This window comes from Variovorax sp. HJSM1_2, assembly GCF_049316285.1.
GTDB lineage: Bacteria > Pseudomonadota > Gammaproteobacteria > Burkholderiales > Burkholderiaceae_C > Rhodoferax_B.
In genome coordinates this window covers 1-22,343 of the sequence record NZ_JBMOXA010000045.1, presented here as the reverse complement: position 1 = coordinate 22,343, position 22,343 = coordinate 1, and the positions used below count along the sequence as shown (strand labels likewise).

General features: G+C 61.4%; 18 protein-coding genes. 14 read left to right on the top strand and 4 right to left on the bottom strand.

Features of this window, described 5'->3' with window-relative positions; genetic code table 11:
- Both ACFQ95_RS25200 and ACFQ95_RS25195 read left to right on the top strand, forming a co-directional pair.
- Window positions 1-2,462, top strand: a 2,462-nt coding sequence (locus tag ACFQ95_RS25200; protein ID WP_422835587.1) for a DUF3418 domain-containing protein, incomplete at its 5' end; no start/stop codon positions are given.
- A gap of 180 nt (window positions 2,463-2,642) precedes the next feature.
- Window positions 2,643-3,713, top strand: a complete 1,071-nt coding sequence (locus tag ACFQ95_RS25195; protein ID WP_422835585.1) for a VWA domain-containing protein — start codon at window positions 2,643-2,645, stop codon at window positions 3,711-3,713.
- 6 nt (window positions 3,714-3,719) lie between these two features.
- On the opposite strand, the gene ACFQ95_RS25190 is transcribed toward ACFQ95_RS25195, so the two are convergent.
- Both ACFQ95_RS25190 and ACFQ95_RS25185 read right to left on the bottom strand, forming a co-directional pair.
- Complete coding sequence (locus ACFQ95_RS25190; RefSeq protein ID WP_422835583.1) at window positions 3,720-4,295, bottom strand: PEP-CTERM sorting domain-containing protein; 576 nt, start codon at window positions 4,293-4,295, stop codon at window positions 3,720-3,722.
- Window positions 4,296-4,345: 50 nt separating this feature from the next.
- On the bottom strand, window positions 4,346-6,364 hold the full coding sequence (locus ACFQ95_RS25185) for a hypothetical protein (RefSeq protein ID WP_422835581.1): 2,019 nt from the start codon (window positions 6,362-6,364) through the stop codon (window positions 4,346-4,348).
- Window positions 6,365-7,003: 639 nt separating this feature from the next.
- On the opposite strand from ACFQ95_RS25185, the gene ACFQ95_RS25180 reads away from it, so the two are divergent.
- From ACFQ95_RS25180 to ACFQ95_RS25170, 3 genes are all read left to right on the top strand, one after another.
- Window positions 7,004-8,038 (top strand): lactonase family protein, encoded by a 1,035-nt coding sequence (locus ACFQ95_RS25180; RefSeq protein ID WP_422835591.1) that lies wholly within the window; start codon window positions 7,004-7,006, stop codon window positions 8,036-8,038.
- Window positions 8,039-8,115: 77 nt separating this feature from the next.
- Complete coding sequence (locus ACFQ95_RS25175) at window positions 8,116-9,075, top strand: Bug family tripartite tricarboxylate transporter substrate binding protein (RefSeq protein WP_422835579.1); 960 nt, start codon at window positions 8,116-8,118, stop codon at window positions 9,073-9,075.
- Window positions 9,076-9,086: 11 nt separating this feature from the next.
- Entirely contained in the window at window positions 9,087-10,226 is a 1,140-nt protein-coding gene (locus ACFQ95_RS25170; protein ID WP_422835577.1) for an L-talarate/galactarate dehydratase, read from the top strand.
- 87 nt (window positions 10,227-10,313) lie between these two features.
- Here ACFQ95_RS25170 and ACFQ95_RS25165 read toward each other — a convergent pair whose 3' ends face one another.
- Entirely contained in the window at window positions 10,314-12,050 is a 1,737-nt protein-coding gene (locus tag ACFQ95_RS25165; protein WP_422835575.1) for an IlvD/Edd family dehydratase, read from the bottom strand.
- Between the two features lie 319 nt (window positions 12,051-12,369).
- On the opposite strand from ACFQ95_RS25165, the gene ACFQ95_RS25160 reads away from it, so the two are divergent.
- The 9 genes from ACFQ95_RS25160 (at window position 12,370) to ACFQ95_RS25120 (ending at window position 20,343) form a co-directional block, all read left to right on the top strand.
- Window positions 12,370-13,311: a 2-hydroxyacid dehydrogenase gene (locus tag ACFQ95_RS25160; protein ID WP_422835573.1), complete on the top strand. Its 942-nt coding sequence runs from the start codon at window positions 12,370-12,372 to the stop codon at window positions 13,309-13,311.
- A gap of 88 nt (window positions 13,312-13,399) precedes the next feature.
- Window positions 13,400-14,143 (top strand): FadR/GntR family transcriptional regulator, encoded by a 744-nt coding sequence (locus ACFQ95_RS25155; protein WP_422835589.1) that lies wholly within the window; start codon window positions 13,400-13,402, stop codon window positions 14,141-14,143.
- A gap of 58 nt (window positions 14,144-14,201) precedes the next feature.
- Window positions 14,202-15,578, top strand: coding sequence for an ABC transporter substrate-binding protein (locus ACFQ95_RS25150; RefSeq protein WP_422835571.1), 1,377 nt, complete (start codon window positions 14,202-14,204; stop codon window positions 15,576-15,578).
- A gap of 69 nt (window positions 15,579-15,647) precedes the next feature.
- Window positions 15,648-16,520: a carbohydrate ABC transporter permease gene (locus tag ACFQ95_RS25145; protein WP_422835569.1), complete on the top strand. Its 873-nt coding sequence runs from the start codon at window positions 15,648-15,650 to the stop codon at window positions 16,518-16,520.
- A complete protein-coding gene (locus ACFQ95_RS25140; protein ID WP_422835567.1) occupies window positions 16,517-17,368 on the top strand; it encodes a carbohydrate ABC transporter permease in 852 nt (283 codons plus the stop codon). The genes ACFQ95_RS25145 and ACFQ95_RS25140 overlap by 4 nt, the downstream gene beginning before the upstream one ends.
- 135 nt (window positions 17,369-17,503) lie before the next feature.
- The gene (locus tag ACFQ95_RS25135; RefSeq protein WP_422835565.1) at window positions 17,504-18,574 is read left to right on the top strand and encodes an ABC transporter ATP-binding protein; all 1,071 of its coding nucleotides are present in this window, start codon (window positions 17,504-17,506) and stop codon (window positions 18,572-18,574) included.
- Complete coding sequence (locus tag ACFQ95_RS25130; RefSeq protein WP_422835563.1) at window positions 18,571-19,170, top strand: gluconokinase; 600 nt, start codon at window positions 18,571-18,573, stop codon at window positions 19,168-19,170. Before ACFQ95_RS25135 ends, ACFQ95_RS25130 begins: the two co-directional genes overlap by 4 nt.
- Window positions 19,167-19,949: an SDR family oxidoreductase gene (locus ACFQ95_RS25125; RefSeq protein ID WP_422835561.1), complete on the top strand. Its 783-nt coding sequence runs from the start codon at window positions 19,167-19,169 to the stop codon at window positions 19,947-19,949. The genes ACFQ95_RS25130 and ACFQ95_RS25125 overlap by 4 nt, the downstream gene beginning before the upstream one ends.
- A 10-nt stretch (window positions 19,950-19,959) precedes the next feature.
- On the top strand, window positions 19,960-20,343 hold the full coding sequence (locus tag ACFQ95_RS25120; protein ID WP_422835559.1) for a hypothetical protein: 384 nt from the start codon (window positions 19,960-19,962) through the stop codon (window positions 20,341-20,343).
- Between the two features lie 171 nt (window positions 20,344-20,514).
- On the opposite strand, the gene ACFQ95_RS25115 is transcribed toward ACFQ95_RS25120, so the two are convergent.
- Window positions 20,515-22,308, bottom strand: coding sequence for a DEAD/DEAH box helicase (locus tag ACFQ95_RS25115; RefSeq protein ID WP_422835557.1), 1,794 nt, complete (start codon window positions 22,306-22,308; stop codon window positions 20,515-20,517).
- Between the last annotated feature and the right edge of the window lie 35 nt (window positions 22,309-22,343).

The window sequence follows — 22,343 nt, the reverse complement described above, 5'->3', positions numbered from 1 at the left end:
AATGGCTGGCTGATGCGCGTGGTGGTGCGCCCGCAGCGCCGGGCACGGCGGTAGGCGCTGCCAACATCGGCGGCAAGGGCAAGGTCCACCTGCCCAAGGGCCTGGACGCGCCCACCCACAAACTCAGCAACCGCCAGTACGAGCAACTGCTGCGGCAAAACTTCGTCAGCATACGCCGCGTGCGCGAATGGCGTGACATCCACAGCCAGCTCGCCACGGTGGTGGCCGAGCACAAGTGGAAGCTCAACGCCGCCCCGGCGAGCTACGAGCAGATCCACCAATCGATGCTCGCCGGTCTGCTGGGCAACATAGGCTGGAAGACCGAGGGTGATGAGGTCGCGCAGAGCGAATACCTGGGCGCGCGCGGCATCAAGTTCCACCGCCACCCCGGCGCACATCTGAGCAAGAAACCCGGCCGCTGGATCGTCGCCGCCGAGCTGGTGGAGACCACACGCCTGTTTGGCCGTGGCCTGGCCAATATCGAGCCGCAATGGGTGGAGCAGGTGGCCGGGCATTTGCTGAAGAAGCAGTTGGTCGACCCGCATTGGGAAAAGAAGGCCGCCGAAGTGGTGGCCTTCGAGCGTGCCACCTTGTACGGCTTGGTGATTTACAGCGGCCGGCGCACCAACTACGGTCGCGTCGACGCCGTGGGCGCGCGCGAAATCTTCATCCGCGAAGGCCTGGTGGGCGGCGAGTGGGAAACCCCGCTGCCGTTCCTGGCCAGCAACCGCAAGCTCATCCGCCAGGTGGAAGAGATGGAGCACAAGGCGCGCCGCCAGGACGTGCTGGTGGACGACGAGCTGATCTACGCTTTCTACGACCAGCAATTGCCGGCCGACGTTTACAGCGGCGCCAGTTTCGAGCGCTGGTACAAAGACGAACAACAGCGCCAGCCGCGCCTGTTGATGCTGACGCGCGAAGAGTTGATGCGCCACGAAGCGGCCGGCATCACCACCGACGCTTTCCCCAAAACCATCCGCCTCGGCGGTGTGGACTGCGCCGCCACCTACCTGCACGAGCCTGGTGACAGCAAAGATGGCCTGACCGTGACCGTGCCGCTGTTTGTGCTGAACCAGGTGAATGAAGCGCGCTGCGAATGGCTGGTGCCCGGCATGCTGAAGGACAAGATACAGGCGCTGATCAAAACGCTGCACCAGCGCCCACGCTCGCGCCTGGTGCCGCTGCCCGACACCGCCGCCAGCATGGCCGCCACGCTGAACGCGCCCGAGGTCTACGGCCAGGGCGCGCTGGTCGATGCCGTGCTGAAGCTGGTGCGCCAGGCCACCTCGCTGGACATCGTGCGCGCCGACATCAAGGCCGACATGCTGCCGCCGCACATGTTCATGAACTTCCGTGTGGTCGACGAACATGGCCGGCAACTCGGCACCGGGCGCAACATCGGTGCGCTGAAGGCCGAGCTGGGATCGCAGGCGCGCGGGGCGTTCCAGGCGCTGGCGGGGTTGAAGCTGGCCCAAACGACCACCGCTTCCTCTGGTTCTCAGGGTTCAGAGCAAAAAGGGGGCTCCGCGCAATCTACAGAAGCGCGGATAGCTCCTAAAAAAGAAGCAAAACCCGCCACCAAGGCCGACCAGCGCTACACCGCCTGGACGTTTGGTGAACTGCCCGAACTGCTCGAAATTCAAAAGGGCGGCCAAACGCTGATCGGCTACCCCGGCCTGATAGACGCTGGTGACGCCGTCACCATAGAAGTGTTCGACGAACCCGAAGTCGCCGCCGCCAAACACCGTGCCGGCCTGCGCCGTCTGTTTGCGCTGCAGATCAAGGACGCGCTGAAGTACCTGGAAAAGAACATTCCCGATCTGCAAAAGATGGGCGTGGTCTACATGCAGGTGGGCAAGGCGGCCGATGGTTCGGGCGGCGGCACGATGGATGAGTTGCGCGAGCAGATCATCGCCGTGGCCCTGGATCGCGCCTTTCTGCTCGATCCGCTGCCCACCGACGCCTTGAGCTTCCAGCAACGCATCGACGAAGGCCGTGGCCGGCTCACGCTGATCGCCAACGAGGTGGCGCGCCTGTGCAACACCATACTGACGGAGTACGCCGTGGCCGCCCGCAAGCTCAAGGACACGAAGAATGCGCCCGACGCCACGGCCGATGCGGCCCAGCAACTGGCTCGCCTGATGCCCAAACGCTTTCTGGCCAGCACGCCGTGGCCGGCTTTGCAGCACTTTGCGCGCTACCTCAAGGCCATCACCGCACGACTCGACAAATACCGCGCCGACCCGGCGCGCGACAGCGCACGCCTGGCCGAATTGCGCCCGCAAGAACAACGCTACTGGCGCCTGGTGGCCGAGCGCAAGGGCGTGACGGACGCACGCATGCTCGAATTCCGCTGGCTGCTGGAGGAGTTGCGCGTGAGCTTTTTCGCTCAGGAATTACGCACGCCGCAGCCGGTGAGCAGCAAGCGGCTCGACAAAGCCTGGGCACAGTTGGTGCAGTAGGGCGCCGTCGCGCTGCGGCGGCCGAAAGGGACGGTCGGAACAGGTTGCCAAGTGTCTGCATCCCGGGCACGATATTGCTGCACTGCGGGAATCTCGTGCACCGTGTGCCCGTGTATCTTGAATCGGTTCAAGACGCATGTGAGGCGGCACGAGGCAAGCCCAGGCTTAGGTTCGCTACCCATGTTCTTCTTGTGGCCCCAGTTCCTCTGGCTGATGTTGGCACTGCCGCTGCTGCTGGCAGCCTATGTGTGGCTGCTGCGGCGCAGGCGCAAAACGGCGCTGCGCTACAGCAGCCTGGGTGTGGTGCGCGCGGCGGCGACCGGGCGCCGGTGGCGCCAGCACCTGCCGCCGGCGTTGTTGCTGCTGGCCTGTTCGGGCCTGTTGCTGGCCTCGGCGCGCCCGGTCACACGGGTGACCTTGCCATGGTCGCGCTCCACCATCATGCTGGCCATGGACGTATCGCTGAGCATGCGGGTGACCGATGTGTTGCCCACACGCCTGGTGGCGGCTCAAGAGGCTGCGAAATCCTTCCTGCTTGAATTGCCCAAGGGCATTGAGGTGGGCCTGGTGACCTTTGCCGCCAGCAGCCAGGTGGTGTTGCCCGCCACGCGCGACCGCGATGCGCTGGCGGCCGCCATCGACGCCTTTCAAATGCAGATGGGCACGGCCGTGGGCAATGCCATCGTGGTGTGCCTGGCCGAGCTTTTTCCCGAGCACCGTTTGGATGTGGGGGACATGACGTTTGGCGGCGTATCCAGAAGTGCATCGGCTGGAGGCGGCGGCAATGGCCGCGGACGCAGCCTGGACGAAAGCGCCAAGCCAGCACCACCGCAGATCACACCCGTGCCGCCTGGCTCCTATGAATCGGCCGCCATCATTCTTCTAAGCGACGGTCGCCGTACCACCGGCATAGACACCCTGGCCGCGGCCAAGATGGCCGCCGACCGTGGTGTGCGCATCTATGCCATTGGTTTGGGCACGGTGGACGGCGAAGCTTCGGCGGCGGACGGCATGCCCATGTATTTGAAGCTGGACGAAGCCACGCTGCGCGAAGTCGCACGTATGACCGGCGGCGAATACCACTATGCCGGCACCGCCAAGGAACTGCGCAGTGTCTACGAAAAACTCGGTTCGCGGCTGCAGGTGCAGACCCGCGAAACCGAGATTGCTAGCCTGATGGCGCTGGGCGCGGCCCTGGTGGCGCTGCTTGCCGGATGGCTGTCGCTGCGCTGGTTCGGCCGCGTGGCTTGAGTTGTCCTATCGTTTGCCGCAAGCGCGGCGCGATGCCGTCACGCCCATGCCAGCCAGGGCCAGCAACACCAGTGCCAGGCTGGCGGGCTCGGGCACGGTGTTGGCCGAGGCAACGTCGAAGCTGATGCTGCCGAAGTTCCAGCTGCCGTCGAAAGCACCCAGGTTGTCGAAATACGAGTCGAAGAACTCGAGTCGCAAGATGCCGTCGTTGCCGACCATGAAGTTCAGGCCCAGCGCCACCAGGTCAAGGCTGTCGCTGTAGGTCGCCGTGCCGAAATGGTCGTCGTTGCCAAATTTGAGCACGACGCCAGCGGATTGCGCGCTGTCACTGAACTGCAGGCTCATCTCGGACAGCCAGCTGGGGTCAACCGAAGTGAGGTTGACGGTGTAGCTAATGCCTTTGATTTCGGCGTTGGCGCCGACGTTGATTTCTCTAACCGTGTTGGTGGCGGCGCCTATTTCACCCAGGCTCTTGATGCCGGCAACATCAAAAGTGACGGGCACGGCTTGCGCCAGCAAAGGCAGCAACGCAGCGAAAACGGGAACGGCAATGGCACGCAGGGCGCGATGGAGTTGTTTCATGTTGATCAGTTCTGAAAGTTGGAAGATGTGCTTAAAACAGTGCGTCAAACTCATTGCGGCTTGAACGAAGCGATGGATGGCGAGCGGTACTTCAGCACCCATTTGATGGTCAGCGGCGCGTTCAGCGTGCTGGCCGCAGACGAGCACTTGATAGCCGTCTTCAACGGGCCGGTGGGCGTGTTGTAGTCCACGTTTGCGCTCACGTCGCTGGCGGTGCAATTGCTCAGGCCTTCCAGCGTGAAGCCGGTGACGTCACCGCTGGCAAAGCTGAAGCTATTGCCCACCTGCGTCACGCCCGTGGAGAAGCTGCCGAACTCCAGCTCGATCTTGTTCACGCCCTGGTTGCCCGTGGGGGTGTAGGTGTCGATGCGGGTGATCTGGCCGGGCTCGAAGCTGTATTCGGTCTTGGAGGTGATGCGTGTGTCCTTCACCGGCTCGCCGCCGGTGGTGCGGTCCATTGCATCCTGCGTGTAGTTCACCTTCAGCGTGCTGCCCAGCTCCTGGGTTTGCACGTTCTTGATGTACGAGGCCGGAATCAAGGCCTGGTTGTTGCTCATGGTGAACTGCGGCTGCAGTTGCGGCCAACGCGTGTCGGCCACGCCAGAGAGCATGTTGTACGAGTGTGGCACCGCAAAGTACGGGTTGGTGCGGTGGTAGGTGGTGGCGCCGTTGACCAGCGGCAGGTTGAACACACGCAGGCCGTCGCGGTAGGTCACCAGGCCACGGTCGTAGGTGGCAGCGCCGCCATCAAAACCGGCAAACTTTGTGAGTGTGCTGCGCGGCAGGGTGTTCAGGTAACTGACAAACTGGCTTGTGCCAATCGGCGCCTTGGTGCCGTAACCATCGGCGTTCCACAGGTTGGCGGTGTAGATGAGTTGGTGCGACAGGCTCAGGTTCTCGCCCAGAATGCGCGCCTTGCCACGGTAGGAGTCGACACGGCGGCCTTTCTCCCACATGTTGAGCGATTGCATTTCTTCGTCGTACCAAAACTCCACGTACTTCGCGGCAATGCGTGTGGCAAAGGCATAGGCAATGTCTTTTTCCTCGGCGTTCAGCACGTTGAGGTGGGCCGCCGCCGACAGCACTTCGGTGAAGGCGGTGTCGCCGTATGCGGCCAGGCTGCGGCCGAACGACACGCCGTTGCCGGCAGGGTTGAGGTTGGCCTTGATCACGTCGACCGACTGGCGCAACCAGCCGCGCAGCAGGGCGGTGTCGCCGGCCGAGGGCTCCATGCCGGTCTCGATCAGGCGCTGCATGATTTCGCCGATCAGCAAGATGCTGTAGCGGTCAAAACGACCGCTGCCGTCGGTCTCGTCCGAGAACCCAAAGGCCGAGAAGGTCTTGTAGTGGTTCATCATCTTCTGCAGCAGCACTTCGCTGGCCTCGGCCGTTTCCCAGCCCAGCAGGTAGCGCAGGCGCGCAATGCTGAAGGCCACGCCGTAGTAGTTGGTCGGCAGGTTGATCAACGAATAGTCGGGGCGCACAAAGGTGCGGAAGTCGAGCTTGGTGCGCAGCTTTTCCAGTGTGGCCGGGCTCACGGCTTGCTCCAGCAGGCCGGCCTTCTTCAGTTTGACCAGGGCCGAGGTGTAGTAGTAGATGCCCCAGGACTCGTTGGTGGTGTCGATGGTGAAGTCGGCAATGTCCTTGTAGCCCGCCAGATAGGCGGCGAACTTCGGGTCGCTGGTGGGCGTGTTGATCAGCAGGTAGGACATGCCAATCGCCACCTTGCCGGGCAGGAACTTGTCACCGCTGTTGGCGGCAAACACCTTCACGCCGTCGATCTCGGTGTCCAGTCGCTGGGCCACCAGTTGGTCGAAAAAGCGGTCGATCTGCGGCAGGATGCGCTTGGCGACGATGGTGTTCAGCGGTTGCTCGGATAGGGCCGGCTGCGCAGCGGCGACCAGCGGGTCTACCGGTGTGATGGGCTTGATCGAGCCTGTGCCAGTGCTGCCCTTGACCGCGCTGCCTTGTTCGCGCGCCAGGTTATCGGATGCGTCGCCGCCGCCGCAGCCGGCCAAAGCCGCCGCGGCGATGGTGCTCAGCAGAATCAGTCGTTGCTTCACATGCATTTTGTCTCCTCGGGTTGTAAATGAATCTAAAAGTCAGATGTCGTACATCTGACTTGGTAACGATATCTTTACATTGCCGAGCCCGTCAATATGCACTTTTTAGGGGCATACCCTAGATTTTGACGAGAGTGAGTATTGGGCTTTGAGTTAATCAAGCGCCCCAAATGAATGGCGGCATAACGACCGTTCTACGCAAATATTCCGCTTTTGTGTCTCAGAAAATCATTGGCGCTGATCAATGCATGGGTTGTCCAGCCCTCATTCCGTAGCTGAAAACACCTGGCGCCAGAGTAGGACTTAGGTTCTTTAACTACCTCGAAAGAGGTAGTCGTCTGATAACGTTACCTTATTTAAATCTGGCGCTATGTAAAAAATCAAATCACATCATTTGCTTTTAATCCGCTGCAAATTGAAATCAAGAGAGGCCGGATGTTTTCTATTTGCGGCGATCTGAAACAGGGTTTTGGTGATTGACAGCCCATTTTTCATTCTCAAATAATGGTCTTGTTGTATGACGACGTATGACATCAAAAGAAGCGATTGATTTCAAATTCAAAATGGAGACGGTTTATGCAGGTGTCTTTCAGGTCTGGCAATGTGGCTGGTGCGGTGTTGGCCACATCGGCTTTGTGTTTGGCAATGGGGGTTGGCAATGCCGTCAGTGCGGCCACATTTGTCTACGTCTCGAATGCTGATAGCCAAGACATTTCGGTGCTGGAACTCGATCGTGCCCAGGGGACGGTGAAGCCTGTTGATCTGGTGCCGGTGGGCGGCATGGTGATGCCCATGGTGGTCAGCCAGGACAAGAAGTTCCTGTACGCCGCGTTGCGCTCGCAGCCGTTTCGTGTCACCAGCTTCAGCATCGATGCGGCCAACGGCAAACTGAAGAAAATTGGTGAAGCCCCGCTGGCCGACAGCATGGCCAACATCGACCTCGACGCCAGCGGCCGCTGGCTGTTTGCGGCCTCGTTCCCGGGCCACAAGATCACCGTCAACAGCATTGGCAAGGACGGCGCAGTCGGCGCGATACAGCAGCTCATCCCCACGGCACCCAACGCCCACGCCATCCATGCGGATGCAACCAACAAGTTCGTCGTGGCCACCAGCCTGGGCGGCGACAACGTCTCGATCTGGCGCTTCGATGCCGACAAAGGTGTGCTTACCGCCAACGATCCGGCACTGGTGTCCACCGCGCCCAAGTCTGGCGCACGCCACTTCCTGTGGGACAAGGCCCAGCGTTATGCCTATCTGGTGAACGAGGTCGATGCTTCGCTGTATGTCTACGCCTGGGATGCGGCCAAGGGCACCCTGCGTGAACTGCAGCGCACCACCACGCTGCCTGCGGGCTTCACCGGCAAGCCTTGGGCGGCCGACATGCATTTGTCGCCAGATGGCAAGTTCCTCTACGCGTCCGAACGCACCTCCAGCACCATCTCCAGCTTCCGCGTAGACCAGGGTAGCGGCTTGCTGCAGCCGCTGGGGCAAACCGCCACGGAGAAAACCCCGCGCGGCTTTGCCATCGACTCCACCGGCCGCTTCCTGGTGGCGGCCGGCCAGGAGTCGCACCACGTGGCGGTCTACCCCATCGATCCCGCCACGGGCGCGCTGGGCTCGCCAAACCGTTTGGCCGTGGGCAAGAACCCGAACTGGATTGAGATCGTCGATCTGCCCTGATCTGCCTTGACCGTCACAGGGCTGGCTGGCCTGGGCACGCCAGCCCCCTTCAGTTCAATAACTTTGAGAGACAACGCATGAAAAAGATTCTGACTTCCATCACCCTGGCCTTTGCGGCCTTGGCCGCCAATGCACAGGCCTGGCCTGAGAAACCGGTCACGCTGATCGTGCCTTTCCCCCCCAGCGGCTCCACCGACCAGGTGGCCCGCGCCGTAGGCCCCAAGCTCACCGACAAGTTCAAGCAGTCTTTCTTGATCGACAACAAACCTGGCGCCACCGGCACCATTGGCGCCACGCTGGTGAAGCGCGCCGCACCCGACGGCTACACCTTTCTGGTGACCTCGCTGGGCCCGCTGGTCATCGTGCCGCATCTGCTCAAGGGTTTGCAGTACGACGCGTTAAAAGACTTCGACTTGGTGACGGTGGCCGTGCAGTCGGCCAACGTCTTGGTGGTGCCACCCAACTCGCCACACAAAAGCGTGGCAGATGTCATCGCCTATGAAAAAGCCAACCCCGGCAAGATGACGTTTGCATCGGCGGGCAATGGTTCCAGCGACCACCTCACGGCGGAACTGTTCTGGCAGCAAACCGGCACTACCGGCATCCATGTGCCCTACAAAGGGGGCGCACCCGCACAGACCGACGTGATGGGCGGACAGGTTGATGCCTCGTTCCAGAACATCAATGCCGTGGCGCAATACATCAAGGGCGGCAAGATGCGCGCGCTGGCCATCACCAGCCCCAAGCGTTCCCCTGTGTTGCCCGATGTGCCCACCTTGGCTGAAGCCGGTGTGAAGGGTGTGGAAGTGGCGTCGTGGCAAGCCATCGTGGCGCCCAAGGGCCTGCCACCCGCCGTGCTGGAAAAGGCCCACGCTGCTTTTGTGGAAGCGCTGAACGACCCCAAGGTCAAAGACCAATTCACCTCCATTGGCTTTGAGCTTGTAGCCAACACACCGGCCGAGTTTGCCGCGTTCCAGCAAGCCGAATACGCACGCTGGAAGAAGGTCATAGAGACCGGCAAGATCACCATTGACTGAGGATTTGACACATGTCCGAGACCGTTGGTGACAGCATCACCTGGATACGCATCGCCTCGTGTTATTTGCCACTGGCCAACCCCATCAGCGACGCCAAGGTGCTGACCGGCAGGCAAAAGCCCATGACCGAGATCGCCATGCTGTTTGTCGAAATCGAAACCAAGGACGGCCACCGGGGCCTGGGTTTCAGCTACTCCAAACGCGCGGGCGGACCCGGCCAGTTTGCGCATGCAAAAGAGGTGGCGCCCGCGCTTTTAGGCGAAGACCCGAGCGACATTTCACGTCTGTGGACCAAGCTCTGCTGGGCCGGTGCTTCGGTAGGGCGCAGCGGCATGGCGGTGCAGGCGATAGGTGCGTTCGACGTGGCGCTGTACGACCTGAAGGCGCGGCGCGCAGGTTTGTCCCTGTCCAAGCTGCTGGGTTCGCAACGCAGCTCGGTGCAGTGTTACAACACCTCGGGCGGCTTTTTGCATACTCCGCTTGATCAACTGCTGGTGAACGCCGCCGCCTCGCGTGAGCGCGGCATAGGCGGCATCAAGCTGAAAGTGGGGCAGCCCGACCGCGCGCTCGACATCAAACGTGTGGAAGCCGTGCGCAAACACCTGGGCGACGACATGCCGCTGATGGTGGATGCCAACCAGCAGTGGGACCGACCCACGGCGCAGCGCATGTGCCGCATCTTCGAGCAATACAACCTGGTGTGGATAGAGGAACCACTCGACGCCTACGACTTCGAAGGCCACGCCGCGTTGGCGGCGCAGTTCGACACCGCCATTGCCACCGGCGAAATGTTGACCAGCGCGGCCGAGCATGGTGAGCTGATCCGCCACCGCGCGGCCGACTACCTGATGCCCGATGCGCCACGTGTTGGTGGCATCACGCCCTTCCTGAAGATTGCCGCCCAGGCCGAAAATGCCGGCCTGAGCCTGGGGCCGCACTTTGCGATGGAATTACACGTGCACCTGGGGGCGGTCTACGCCACCGAGCCCTGGGTCGAGCATTTCGACTGGCTGGAGCCGCTGTTCAACGAGCGCCTGGAAATCCAAAACGGCCGCATGCTGGTGCCGACACGGCCGGGGTTGGGCCTGAGCCTGAGCGAGCAAGCCAAGGCCTGGACGCGTGAGGAAGTGGAGATTGGCAAGCGGCACTGAGTTGTTGCGCTCGCCCTAAAACCAAAAGGCCGGGATTGCTCCCGGCCTTTTGTGCATTCAGCTGTGGCTTAAACCCAGTGCTTGTCCTCAGTGGTTGTCTTTGGGCACAAACGCGCCGCGCTGGCCCACCAGAAAGTCCAGGTCGGCTCCCTGGTCGGCCTGCAGCACGTGGTCGACGTAGAGCTTCCAGTAGCCGGACTTGAGTTGCGGCTCCAGTGGTTGCCAGAGCGCCAGGCGGCGTTGTAATTCTTCGTCGCTGATCAGCAGTTGCATACGGCGCTCGGGCACGTTGAGCTCTATCATGTCGCCGTTTTGCACAATCGCCAGCGGGCCACCGGCCGCAGCCTCGGGGGCCGTGTGCAGCACCACGGTGCCGTAGGCGGTGCCGCTCATACGTGCGTCGCTGATGCGCACCATGTCGGTAATACCTTTGCGTAGCACCTTGGGCGGCAGCGGCATATTACCCACTTCGGCCATGCCGGGGTAGCCCTTGGGACCGCAGTTCTTCAGCACCAGGATGCAGTTTTCGTCCACGTCCAGAGCCTCATCGTCTATGCGTTTATGGAAGTCGGTGCTGTCTTCAAACACCACGGCGCGGCCGGTGTGCACCATCAGCGCCGGTGTGGCCGCGCTGGGCTTGATGACGGCGCCGCGCGGCGCCAGATTGCCGCGCAGAATCGCAATGCCGGCCTTCTCCTTGAACGGCTCGTCAAACTTCTTGATCACGCGTGGGTCGTAGTTCTCCGCATCGGCAATGTTCTCGGCCACGGTCTTGCCACTCACGGTGACGATGTCACGGTGCAGCAGGTGCTGGATCTCCTTCATCACCACCGGCAGGCCACCGGCATAGCAGAAGTCTTCCATCAGGTGTTCACCCGAAGGCTGCAGGTTCACCAGGCAAGGCAGTTCGCTGCCCAGGCGCTCGAAATCGTCAATGCTCAACTGCACACCCAGGCGGCCAGCGATGGCGATCAGGTGGATCACGGCGTTGGTCGAGCCGCCAATCGCGGCCAGTGTGCGGATGGCGTTTTCAAACGCTTCGCGCGTCAGCACATCGCCAATTTTCTGGTCGGTATGCACCATCTCGACGATGCGCCGACCGGCATTGCGCGCCAGCACGTTGCGCCGGCCGTCGACGGCGGGATAAGCCGCGTTGCCGGGCAGGCCAATTCCCAGGGCTTCGACCATGCTGGCCATGGTGGAGGCCGTGCCCATGGTCATGCAGTGGCCATGGCTGCGGTGCATGCAGCTCTCGGCTTCAAAAAAGTCCTGCAGCTTCAAGGTGCCGGCGCGCACTTGTTCACTCATGCTCCACACGCCGGTGCCCGAGCCCAGCTCCTGGCCGCGCCACTTGCCGTTGAGCATGGGGCCGCCAGACACACCGATGCTGGGCAGATTGGCGCTGGACGCGCCCATGAGCAGGGCGGGCGTTGTTTTGTCGCAGCCCATCAGCAGCACCACGCCATCGATAGGGTTGCCGCGAATGCTTTCTTCCACGTCCATGCTGGCCAGGTTGCGGTAGAGCATGGCGGTGGGGCGCAGCAGGGTTTCGCCCAGCGACATCACCGGGAATTCGAGCGGAAAACCACCGGCTTCATACACACCGATCTTGACTTGTTCGGCCAGGGTGCGGAAGTGGCTGTTGCAGGGGGTGAGTTCACTGAAGGTATTGCAGATGCCGATGACAGGACGGCCATCGAACTGGTCGTGTGGCACACCTTTGCCTTTGACCCAGCTGCGGTAGGCAAAACCGTCGCGGTCCTGGCGGCCAAACCATTGTTGGCTGCGTAATTCTGATGGCTGTTTGCGTGGTTTTTGGCTCATGGTTTTGTGCGGCTTTGGAGTGATGTCAAAAAAGTAATGCGTGACACGCCTTTTGTCATGGATTGCCTAGATCGTTGTTAAATCTAGGTTTTTTGATCGTCAAAAACATATCATATGATGATTGAAGGCGAGTCTGCGCGTGTGAAATGCGGGAGATCAGAGGCCCCGATGGTGCTGCAAAAGCGCGCGATTTGCTTGCGGGTTTTTCCTATAGTTGGGCGCTTCAATCGTCATATGATAAGAATCAGTTTTTGACGAATTCAACTGTTTGAAGTGGTCTTGGCGCCATATCCGGTGTCACACCCAAAAGGAATAAAACGTGTCCAAACCCGATATCCTGGTTGTTGCCAAACTCTGGCCTCCGCTGATGGAAGCGCTGCAAGCCGAGTTCACCGTGCATGACCGCATCCACGAATCCGACCCCGCCGCTTTTGCTGCCATCGCGCCGCGCATCCGTGGCATTCAGGCCAATGGCGAATCCAAGGTGCCGCGCGCTCTGATCGACCAACTGCCCGCACTCGAAGTGATCACTGTGTTTGGTGTCGGCTACGACGGCGTTGATGTGGCTGCCGCCACCGAGCGCGGCATTCCCGTGACCAATACGCCGGACGTGCTGACCGACGATGTGGCCGACATGGGCATCACCCTGATGCTGTCGATTGCCCGCCGAGTGCCGCATGCCGACAAATATGTGCGTGCCGGTCTCTGGCCCAGTGGCCCCATGCCTTTGGCGCGCAAGGTGACGGGTGCGCGTCTGGGCATCGTTGGGCTGGGCCGCATCGGCCAGGCCATCGGCAAGCGCGCAGAAGGCTTTGGCATGTCCATCGCCTACACCACGCGCACCCAGCGCACCGATACAACGTATACCTACTACCCGAGTGCTACGGCCTTGGCCGCCGAAGTGGACTTTCTGATGGTCATCACGCCGGGCGGTGCCGCTACGCGTGGCCTGATCAATGCCGAAGTGCTGAAAGCCCTGGGCCCGAACGGTTTCCTGATCAATGTGGCGCGTGGCACGGTGGTCGACCAGCCGGCGCTGATCCAGGCGCTGCAAAACAATGTCATCGCCGGTGCCGCGCTCGATGTGTTTGACGGCGAACCCAGCGTGCCCGAGGAGTTGCGTGTACTCGACAACGTGGTGCTGACGCCGCATATTGCGAGCGCCACCTGGCAGACACGCCGCGCCATGGCCGACCTGGCCTTTGGCAACCTGCAGGCGCACTTCAACGGCAAGCCGTTGTTGACGCGTGTGCCGGTCTAGGGTTTTCACAAGACCGTTCAAGGGTATTTCCCAGAACCATCGCCCCATCGTTTTTTTGATGATCGCCCATCCCGAGTAACCACCCATGATCATTAAAAACGTACACGGCAACACTGTTGATTTTCTGGGTGAAGCCATCGTCGCCGGACGTTATCCGGTGGGCGGGGCGGTGCCACCAGAACCCGTGCTGTGTGAAGAGTTGGGTGTGAGCCGCACGGTGGTGCGCGAGGCTATCAAGTCGCTGGTGGCCAAAGGCATGATCCACACGGGGCCCAAGGTTGGCACGCGGGTGCTGCCGTCGGACGACTGGAATTGGTTCGATGCCGACGTGATCGCCTGGCAGGCCAAGACCGGGCTGTCGGCCGAGTTCATTCGTGACCTGCAAGACCTGCGCCGCGTGGTCGAGCCCGCAGCCGTCTGCCTCGCGGCCAGCCGGGCCACGGCCGAAGACCTGGCCAACATCGAAGAAGCCTACGCCGGCATGAAACGCGCGGTGACGCAGGGCGGTGATTACGTCACCTACGACCTGCGTTTTCACCAGGGCTTGCTGCGCGCCTCGCACAACCGGATGTTGATTCAAATGAGCAAGGCCTTGGGTGCTTTGCTACGCACCAGTTTTGAAATTTCGACCATTAAAAAAGATGGTCCTCGCAAATCCTTGCCATTGCACCGGGCGGTGCTCGATGCAGTGGCAAAGAAGGATGTCGCTCGGGCTGAGCAGGCCATCCTGGTCTTGATCGATGGCGCACACGACGACATCGAGCAAGTCCTGGCGGCACGCCGGCGCCTACCGCGGCTGAGTAAACCGGCTCCGGCGTTGAAAGCAGCTTGAGCGCTGCCGCAACACGGGATCGGACGGGTTTTCAACCACCACAGTGAGGAGACATAAGATGAAATTTAAATTGGTCGCCACGGCGGCACTCATGGCTGCGGGGCTGATCGCCTCAGGTCATGCGTCCGCGCAAGAAAAACTGACTGTTTTCTGGGTCAAGGGCTTTTACAAAGCCGAAGACGACGCCTTGTTCGAGGCCATCAAGAAGTTTGAAGCCAAGTACAAGGGGGTGAAGGTTGAACTCTCCCAGTACCCGGTGCAGGACATGATTCCCAAGACCGTGGCCGCCATGGATTCGGGCAGCCCACCAGACGTGGCCTACTCCGACGTGTACGACTTCCAGGTCACCGCCAAGTGGGCCTATGAAGGCAAGCTGGAAGACATCTCCAGCGTGATCAGCCCATCGCTGTCGCGTTTTGCGCCGAACACGGTGGAAACCACCTTCCTCTACAACGACGCCACCAAGAGCCGCGCCTATTACGCCTTCCCGATCAAGCAGCAAACCATGCACATCGAGTATTGGCTCGACATGCTGACCGCTGCCGGCTTCAAGGAAAGCGACATCCCCACCGGCTGGAAAGACTACTGGAGCTTCTGGTGCGAAAAGGTGCAACCCGCCAGCCGCAAGGCCACGGGTAACCGCGACTTCGGCATCGGCCAACCCATGGGTGTGGACGCCTCCGATTCGTTCTACTCGTTCCTGACCTTCATGGACGCGTATAACGTCAAGCTGGTGAACGACAGCGGCAAGCTGCTGGTCGATGATCCATCGGTGCGCGCCGGCCTGATCAACGCCGTGACCGACTACGTGGCGCCTTACCAAAAGGGCTGCACACCACCGTCGTCCACCAGCTGGAAGGACCCCGACAACAACGTCGCCTTCCACAACAAGACCACGGTGCTGACGCACAACGCCACCATCTCGATCGCCGCCAAGTGGCTGGATGATTCGAACAACGCCGCGCTCACGCCAGAGCAACGCGAAGCCGCCAAGCTGAACTACACGCAGCGCATCCGCACGGCCGGCTTCCCGAACAAGCCTGACGGCACCAAGATGGTCTACCGCACGGCGGTGAAGACCGGTGTGGTGTTCAAGGACGCGAAGAACAAGAAGCGTGCGAAGGAATTCGTCGCCTTCCTGCTGGAAGAGGAAAACCTGACGCCGTACGTGGAAGGTGCTTTGGGCCGCTGGTTCCCTGTGACCAAAGCCGCGCAACAACGTCCGTTCTGGAAGGCTGACCCGCATCGCCTGTCGGTCTACAACCAGTACGCTGCCGGCACCGTGCCGTTCGAGTTCACCAAGAACTACAAGTTCACCATCCTGAACAACGAAAACGTTTGGGCCAAGGCCATGAACCGCGTCATCAACGACAAGATCCCCGTGGATAAGGCCGTTGATGAAATGATTGCCCGGATCAAAGTCGTAGCCCAGTAAGCACGAGCCCTGTACCCCGCGGTGGCCGCCCACGTGGCTACTGCGGGGGTGCCCGCTCGCCAGAACACTATGAATCAAGCTGCTGTTTCAGCCCCCAACTTACCCGTAGCGAAGTCTCTAAAGAAGGATTCTTCGTGGCAGTTCTGGGGCCGGATGTTTGTCATCCCTTATCTGTTGGTCTTTCTGGCGTTTGTGCTGTATCCCATTGGCTATGGTCTTTGGTTGGCACGTTCTCCCTCTAGTTACGAGCATCTTTTTGAAGACCCCATATTTTTTCGCGCGCTGATCAACACCATCGTTTTTCTGTTTGTGGCGATCAACGTGAAGATGGTGGCGGCACTGATACTCTCGGGCTTTTTTGTCACCGAGCGCTGGTGGATCAAGATTGTTTCGGCGATCTTCATCCTGCCTTGGGCCTTGCCATCGATTCCCACCATTCTGTCGATTCGCTTCATGCTGAATCCGGAGTGGGGCGTCATCAACGCCACGATTTTCCGGCTCACCGGCCTGGACGGCCCGAACTGGCTCAACGACCCCATCCTGGCGTTGTCGCTGTCCATGCTGACCCACATCTGGAAGTCATTGCCTTTCTGGACTTTGATCCTGGTCGCCGGTCGTTTGGCGATTCCGAGTGAGCAGTATGAAGCCGCCTCTGTGGACGGCGCCACTTCGTGGCAGAAGTTCCGTTTCATCACCTGGCCGTCGATGCGCAACCTGTATCTCACCTCCACCATCCTGTCGATGATCTGGACCCTGGGTGACTTCAACAGCGTCTACCTGTTGACCGGTGGCGGCCCCGCCGACCAAACCCATGTGTTGGCCACGCTGGGTATTCGCTACCTGCGGCTGGACATGGTGGACTTGTCTATGGCTTCTATCGTGGTGGCCATGCCGCTGGTGCTGCCACTCGTGTACTTCATGATGAAAAGGTTGTCCAAATGAAGCGCTGGAGCCTACGGGCCGTTACCACCGAAGCCAAGCTGCTGCTGATCGGCCTGCCGGTCTTGCTGTGGACGCTGATCCCGGTCTACCACATGGTGCTGTTTGCACTCTCGCCCAAAGACTCGGCCACTTCGGGCCGTCTCTGGCCCAAGAGCCCGACGCTGGACAACTTCCGCATCGTCTTCGAGCGCAAGCACTTCTACCTGGATCACTTCTGGGTGCAACTGGGCAACTCGCTGCTGATTGCGGTATCGGTCGGTGCATTGACGCTGATCGTCGCCACCTGCGCCGCCTTTGCCATCAGCCGCCTGAAGGTGCGTGGCGGCCGCACGGTGCTGAACATGGCCCTGGTCACGTACTTCATCCCGGCCGCGTTCCTGGCCGTGCCCATGTACAAGACCATGGGCAACTACGGCATGCTCAACAGCCAATGGTCGTTGATCCTGGCCATGGTGACCATCGCCTCGCCGTATTGCATCTGGGTGCTGAAGCAGGCTTCCGACAAGCTGCCCTTCGAGCTGGATGAAGCCGCCAAGATGGACGGCGCCTCGGCCCTGCAACTGTTCCGCTTGGTGTATTTGCCGCTGATGGTGCCGTCGCTGGTGGCGGTGGGGACCTACGCCTTGCTGCTGGCCTGGAACGAGTACCTGTATGCGTTCCTGCTGCTGTCCAACGACCGCAGCGTGACGTTGGCCGTGGCGCTGGGCAACTTCCTGGCGGCTGATGATTCGCCCTGGGAACTGCTCATGACCACCGGCCTGATCTATGCCTTGCCGCCTGCGGCCATTTACTACACCTTCAAACGCTACATGGTCTCGGGCCTTACCGCCGGAGCAGTCAAAAGCTAACCCCCAGTCTTCGCGCACTGCGTGTCGCTACGCCTTCCCCCTTGCAGGGGGCGATACCGGTGGCCCAGCAAAGTTGGTGCCACGGTATCCCTGGCGAAGAAACAAAGTCCGAGTCGTAAGAAACGAAAGAGAAAAATGGCATCCGTATCGTTCAAGAACGTTCAGAAGAGTTTTGGCAAGGTCAACATCATCCACGGCATCAGCTTCGACATCACCGATGGTGAGTTCGTGGTGCTGGTGGGCCCATCGGGCTGCGGCAAATCCACGCTGCTGCGCATGCTGGCGGGCCTGGAAGACATCAGCGGCGGTGAGATCGCGATCGACACCAAGGTGGTCAACGAGCTCGACTCCAAGGATCGCGACATCGCCATGGTGTTCCAAAGCTACGCGCTGTATCCCCACATGACGGTGGGCGAAAACATGGCTTTCAGTTTGCGCCTGCGCAATGCCGATGCCGGCTTGATCCAGCAGCGCGTGGGCAATGCCGCACGTATTCTGAATCTGGACAAACTGCTGGACCGTTATCCACGCGAGTTGTCCGGCGGCCAGCGCCAGCGTGTGGCCATGGGCCGCGCGATTGTGCGTGATCCCAAGGTGTTCCTGTTCGACGAGCCGCTGTCCAACCTGGATGCCAAGTTACGCGTGGCCATGCGTGCCGAAATCAAGGCGCTGCACCAACGCCTGAAAACCACCACGGTCTATGTGACCCACGACCAGATCGAAGCCATGACCATGGCCGACCGCATCGTGGTGATGCACGACGGCATCGTCGAACAAATCGGCACGCCGCTGGAACTGTTCGACCGTCCGGGTAACCTGTTTGTGGCGCAGTTCATAGGCTCGCCGTCCATGAATGTGCTGCAGGGCAAGCTGCGCCGGGCCGACGGTCAAAGCTGGGTCGAAGCCGAGGGCGCGAAGTGGCCCGTGGCTGCACTGACGCAGGGCCAGGACGGGCAGGGCGTGCACTATGGCGTGCGCCCCACCGACATCAGCTTTGGCGACAGCAGCAACGGCATTGCGGCCCAGGTGATCGTGGTCGAGCCAACCGGCGCCGAGACCGAACTGCTGGTGCAGGTGGGTGAGTCGCGCCTGGTGGTGGTGATGCACGGCCGGACCGATGCCAAGGCCGACGACACGGTCTACCTGCGGGTCGACGCGCCCAAGACGCATTTGTTTGACCAGGGCACGACCAAGCGTTTGGAATGAACCCCAAGACCGACGTCAAGCCCGGTCAAGCGACGCCGATGTCGGCCGCAAACGCGACAGAGCCACGGCCTATTCTGGTGGTCATGGGTGTCAGCGGCTGCGGCAAAAGCACGGTGGGTGCCGCGCTGGCCCAGGCTTTGGATCTGCCTTACCTTGAAGGCGACGATTTCCATTCAGCGGAAAACGTCGCCCGCATGGCCGCCGGCACACCGCTGACCGACGCAGACCGCCAGGGCTGGCTGGGCATTCTGGCGCAGCGGCTGGCGCTTGCCGCGCAGCAGAACCAGGGGCTGGTGCTTTCGTGCTCGGCACTCAAGCAGCGCTACCGCGATATGTTGCGCCAAGGTGCACCAAATCTGGGTTTGGTCTATTTGCATGGCGACAGGGCCGTGCTGATGCAGCGCATGAGCAGCCGCGGCAAACACTATATGCCGTCGTCGCTGCTCGACTCGCAATTGCAGACGCTGGAGCCACCCGGTCCAGAAGAGGGCGCCCTGGCGTTCTCAGTGGAGCGCCCGGTGGCCGAGATCGTCTCCGTGGTGTTGGCCGCCGTGGCGGCCGCCACCTTTCCACCCCATCACAAAGCTTCAACATGACAGCAGACAATTCCCTCATGCAATCGTTTCGGCTGGACGGGCGCATCGCGCTGGTCACCGGTTCCTCGGCCGGCATTGGCCTGGCCCTGGCGCGTGGCCTGGGCCAGGCCGGCGCCACCGTGGTGCTGAACGCACGCCGTGCCGACAAGCTGGCCGAGACCGAAGCGCTGTTGCGTTCTGAGGGCCTGCAGGTGCACGCCAGGGCTTTTGACGTGACCGTGCCCGGCGCTGCGCAAGCGGCCGTGGCCGAGATCGAAGAATCCATAGGCGCTATCGAAATCCTGGTCAACAACGCCGGCATGCAACGCCGTGGGCCGCTGCAGGACTACGAGGCGGCACATTGGTCAGAGCTGATGCGCACCAACCTCGACAGCGTGTTTCTGGTGGGCCAGGCGGTGGCGCAGAAGATGATTCCACGCGGCCGCGGCAAGATCATCAACATCTGCTCGGTGCAAAGCGAGCTGGGCCGACCCGGCATTGCACCCTATGCCGCCAGCAAGGGCGCGGTGAAGATGCTCACCAAGGGCATGGCGATTGACTGGGGCCCGCATGGCCTCAACGTCAATGGCATTGGCCCCGGATACTTCAAAACCGAGCTGAACGAAAAACTCGTGGCTGACCCCAAGTTCAGCGAATGGCTGACCGGACGCACGCCCAGCCGCCGCTGGGGTGATGTGGAGGAACTCGCCGGGGCCGCGGTATTCTTGGCCAGCGAAGCCTCGCGCTTCGTCAACGGGCATATCCTGTATGTCGATGGCGGTGTGACCGCCCAACTTTGATCTTAAAAATATGACCACCTTCATCAAAGTCATTCTGTTCACCGACAACGATGGCGTCGCCAAATTCCGCGAAGAAGCCGTGCCGCTGAGCGAGGGCAATCCGCAAGCCTTGTTGTCGGTGCTGGCGCCTTCCGGCGGTTACCAGTTGCGCCATAGCCCGGTGGGTTTCCGCAGCCAATTCCATTGCACGGTGACCACGCAGTGGGTGGTGATCCTGCAAGGGCAGATGGAGATTGGCCTGCAAGATGGCAGCTCACGCATCTTCAGCCCTGGTGAGCATTTCTATTCAGCCGACGTGTTGCCCGCAGGCGCCACGTTTGACCCCAAGGTGCACGGCCACTGGAGCCGCCAGGTCGGCGACGTGCCGCTGCAGACGCTGTTTGTGCGTGATTGAACAGCATCTCAAAAAGGATAGCTGCTGACGCAGAATCTTGAAGCGCTTGAGTGCTATTTGGCTTGAGCTTTTGGCGGGCAGCAGAATGACAAAAGGGGCTGTACGCAAGTACCGGCCCCTTTTTGTTTGGCTGAACGCTGCCGGTGAAGGCAGCGTTGTCTGCGGGTCAGCTTAGCGCGCGAAGCCGCCGCCAGAACCACCGCGACCACCGGAGCCGCCACGGCCACCGCCGCCACCGCTACGGCCGCCGCCATATCCACCGCCGCCACCGCTGCGGTTGCCACCGCCATAACCACCGCCGCCACCAAAGCTGCGGCGACCGCGATCGGCCATCATGTCGACGCTGGTGCGCATAGGATCTGGTTGACCGCCGGCAGGACGTGGGGCAGGGCCGGAGCGGCCGCCCAGGGTTGCGGTGCGGGTGGGGTCGGGCTGGCGTGCGCCGCCCTGGCCACCACCGTAGCCGCCGCCTTCACCGCGTTGGCCACCAAAGCGTTGCTGGCCATTGCCTTGACCGCCGCCTTGACCGGGACCACGTGGGCCACGGCCGCCGCGACCTTGTGCTGGTGGGCGTGGGCCGCGTGTATCAGCGGCGCCTTGGCCTTCACCACGATCCGCACGGTCACCACGGCCTTCGGGACGACGACCGCCGCCAGCGTTGCCACCACCGGCTTGAGCACCCTTGTTGTCGCGGATGCGTTGCATCATTTCCGAGCGCGCAGCCTTGGCCGCCGCCTGCATCACGTCACGGCTTGGCGGCTTGCCGGCACCACCCCAGATGGTTTGGCGGCCCATGGCGATGGGCTCGGCCTTTTCACCTGGCTCGGGACCGAAGCCCTCGACCACTTGCACAGCGATGTCTTGCTTGGTGAAGCGTTCGATGTCCTGCATGAAACCTTCTTCGTCCATACACACCAGGTTGACGGCTGCGCCTTCGGCACCCGCGCGGCCGGTACGGCCGATGCGGTGCACGTAGTCTTCGCAGACATTGGGAATTTCGTAGTTCACCACGTGTGGCAACTCGTCAATGTCGATACCGCGTGCGGCGATGTCGGTGGCCACCAGGGCACGGATGTCGCCGCTCTTGAAGCCCTGCAGGGCTTGGGTGCGCGCCGACTGGCTCTTGTTGCCGTGCAAGGCCATGGCCTGGATGCCGTTCTTCGTCAAGAACTCGGCCACGTTGTTGGCACCGAACTTGGTGCGTGTGAACACCAGCACCTGGCTCCAGTTGTGTTGCTGGATGATGTGCGCCAGCAACGCCTTCTTCTTGCCACGGCCCACGGGGTGGATCACTTGCGTGATGCGTTGCACCGTGGTGTTGCGCGGCGTGACCTGCACGCTTTGTGGGTTTTTCAGCAGCGAGGAGGCGAGTTCGCGGATTTCGTCGCTGAAGGTGGCCGAGAACAGCAGGCTTTGCTTTTCTTTGGGCACAGCGGCCAGCACCTTCTTCACGTCATGGATGAAACCCATGTCGAGCATGCGGTCGGCTTCGTCGAGCACCAGCATTTGCACCTGGCCTAGATCCAGCACGCCTTGTTGCAGCAGATCGAGCAGGCGGCCGGGGGTGGCCACCAGGATGTCGACACCCTTTTTCACGCGGTTGATCTGCGGGTTCATGCCCACACCGCCAAAGATCACGGTCGACGTGAGCTTCAGGTTCTTGCCGTAGGTCTGCACCGATTCTTCGACCTGGGCGGCGAGTTCACGGGTGGGGGTCAGCACCAGGGCGCGAATGCCCTTGCCGCCGAATTTGTTTTGCACGGGCTCACCAACGCTCAGGCGGTGCAGCAGGGGCAGGGTGAAGGCAGCCGTCTTGCCGGTGCCGGTTTGGGCGCCGCCGAGCAGGTCATGGCCGGCGAGCACGAGAGGAATCGATTGGGCCTGGATAGGCGTTGGCGAGGTGTAGCCTTGCTCTTGCACGGCCTCCAGAATGGCAGGGGCCAGATTCAGTTCTTCAAAGTTCATTGTTGATGCGCCCGTCCGGGGCGCTTGGACGTCTG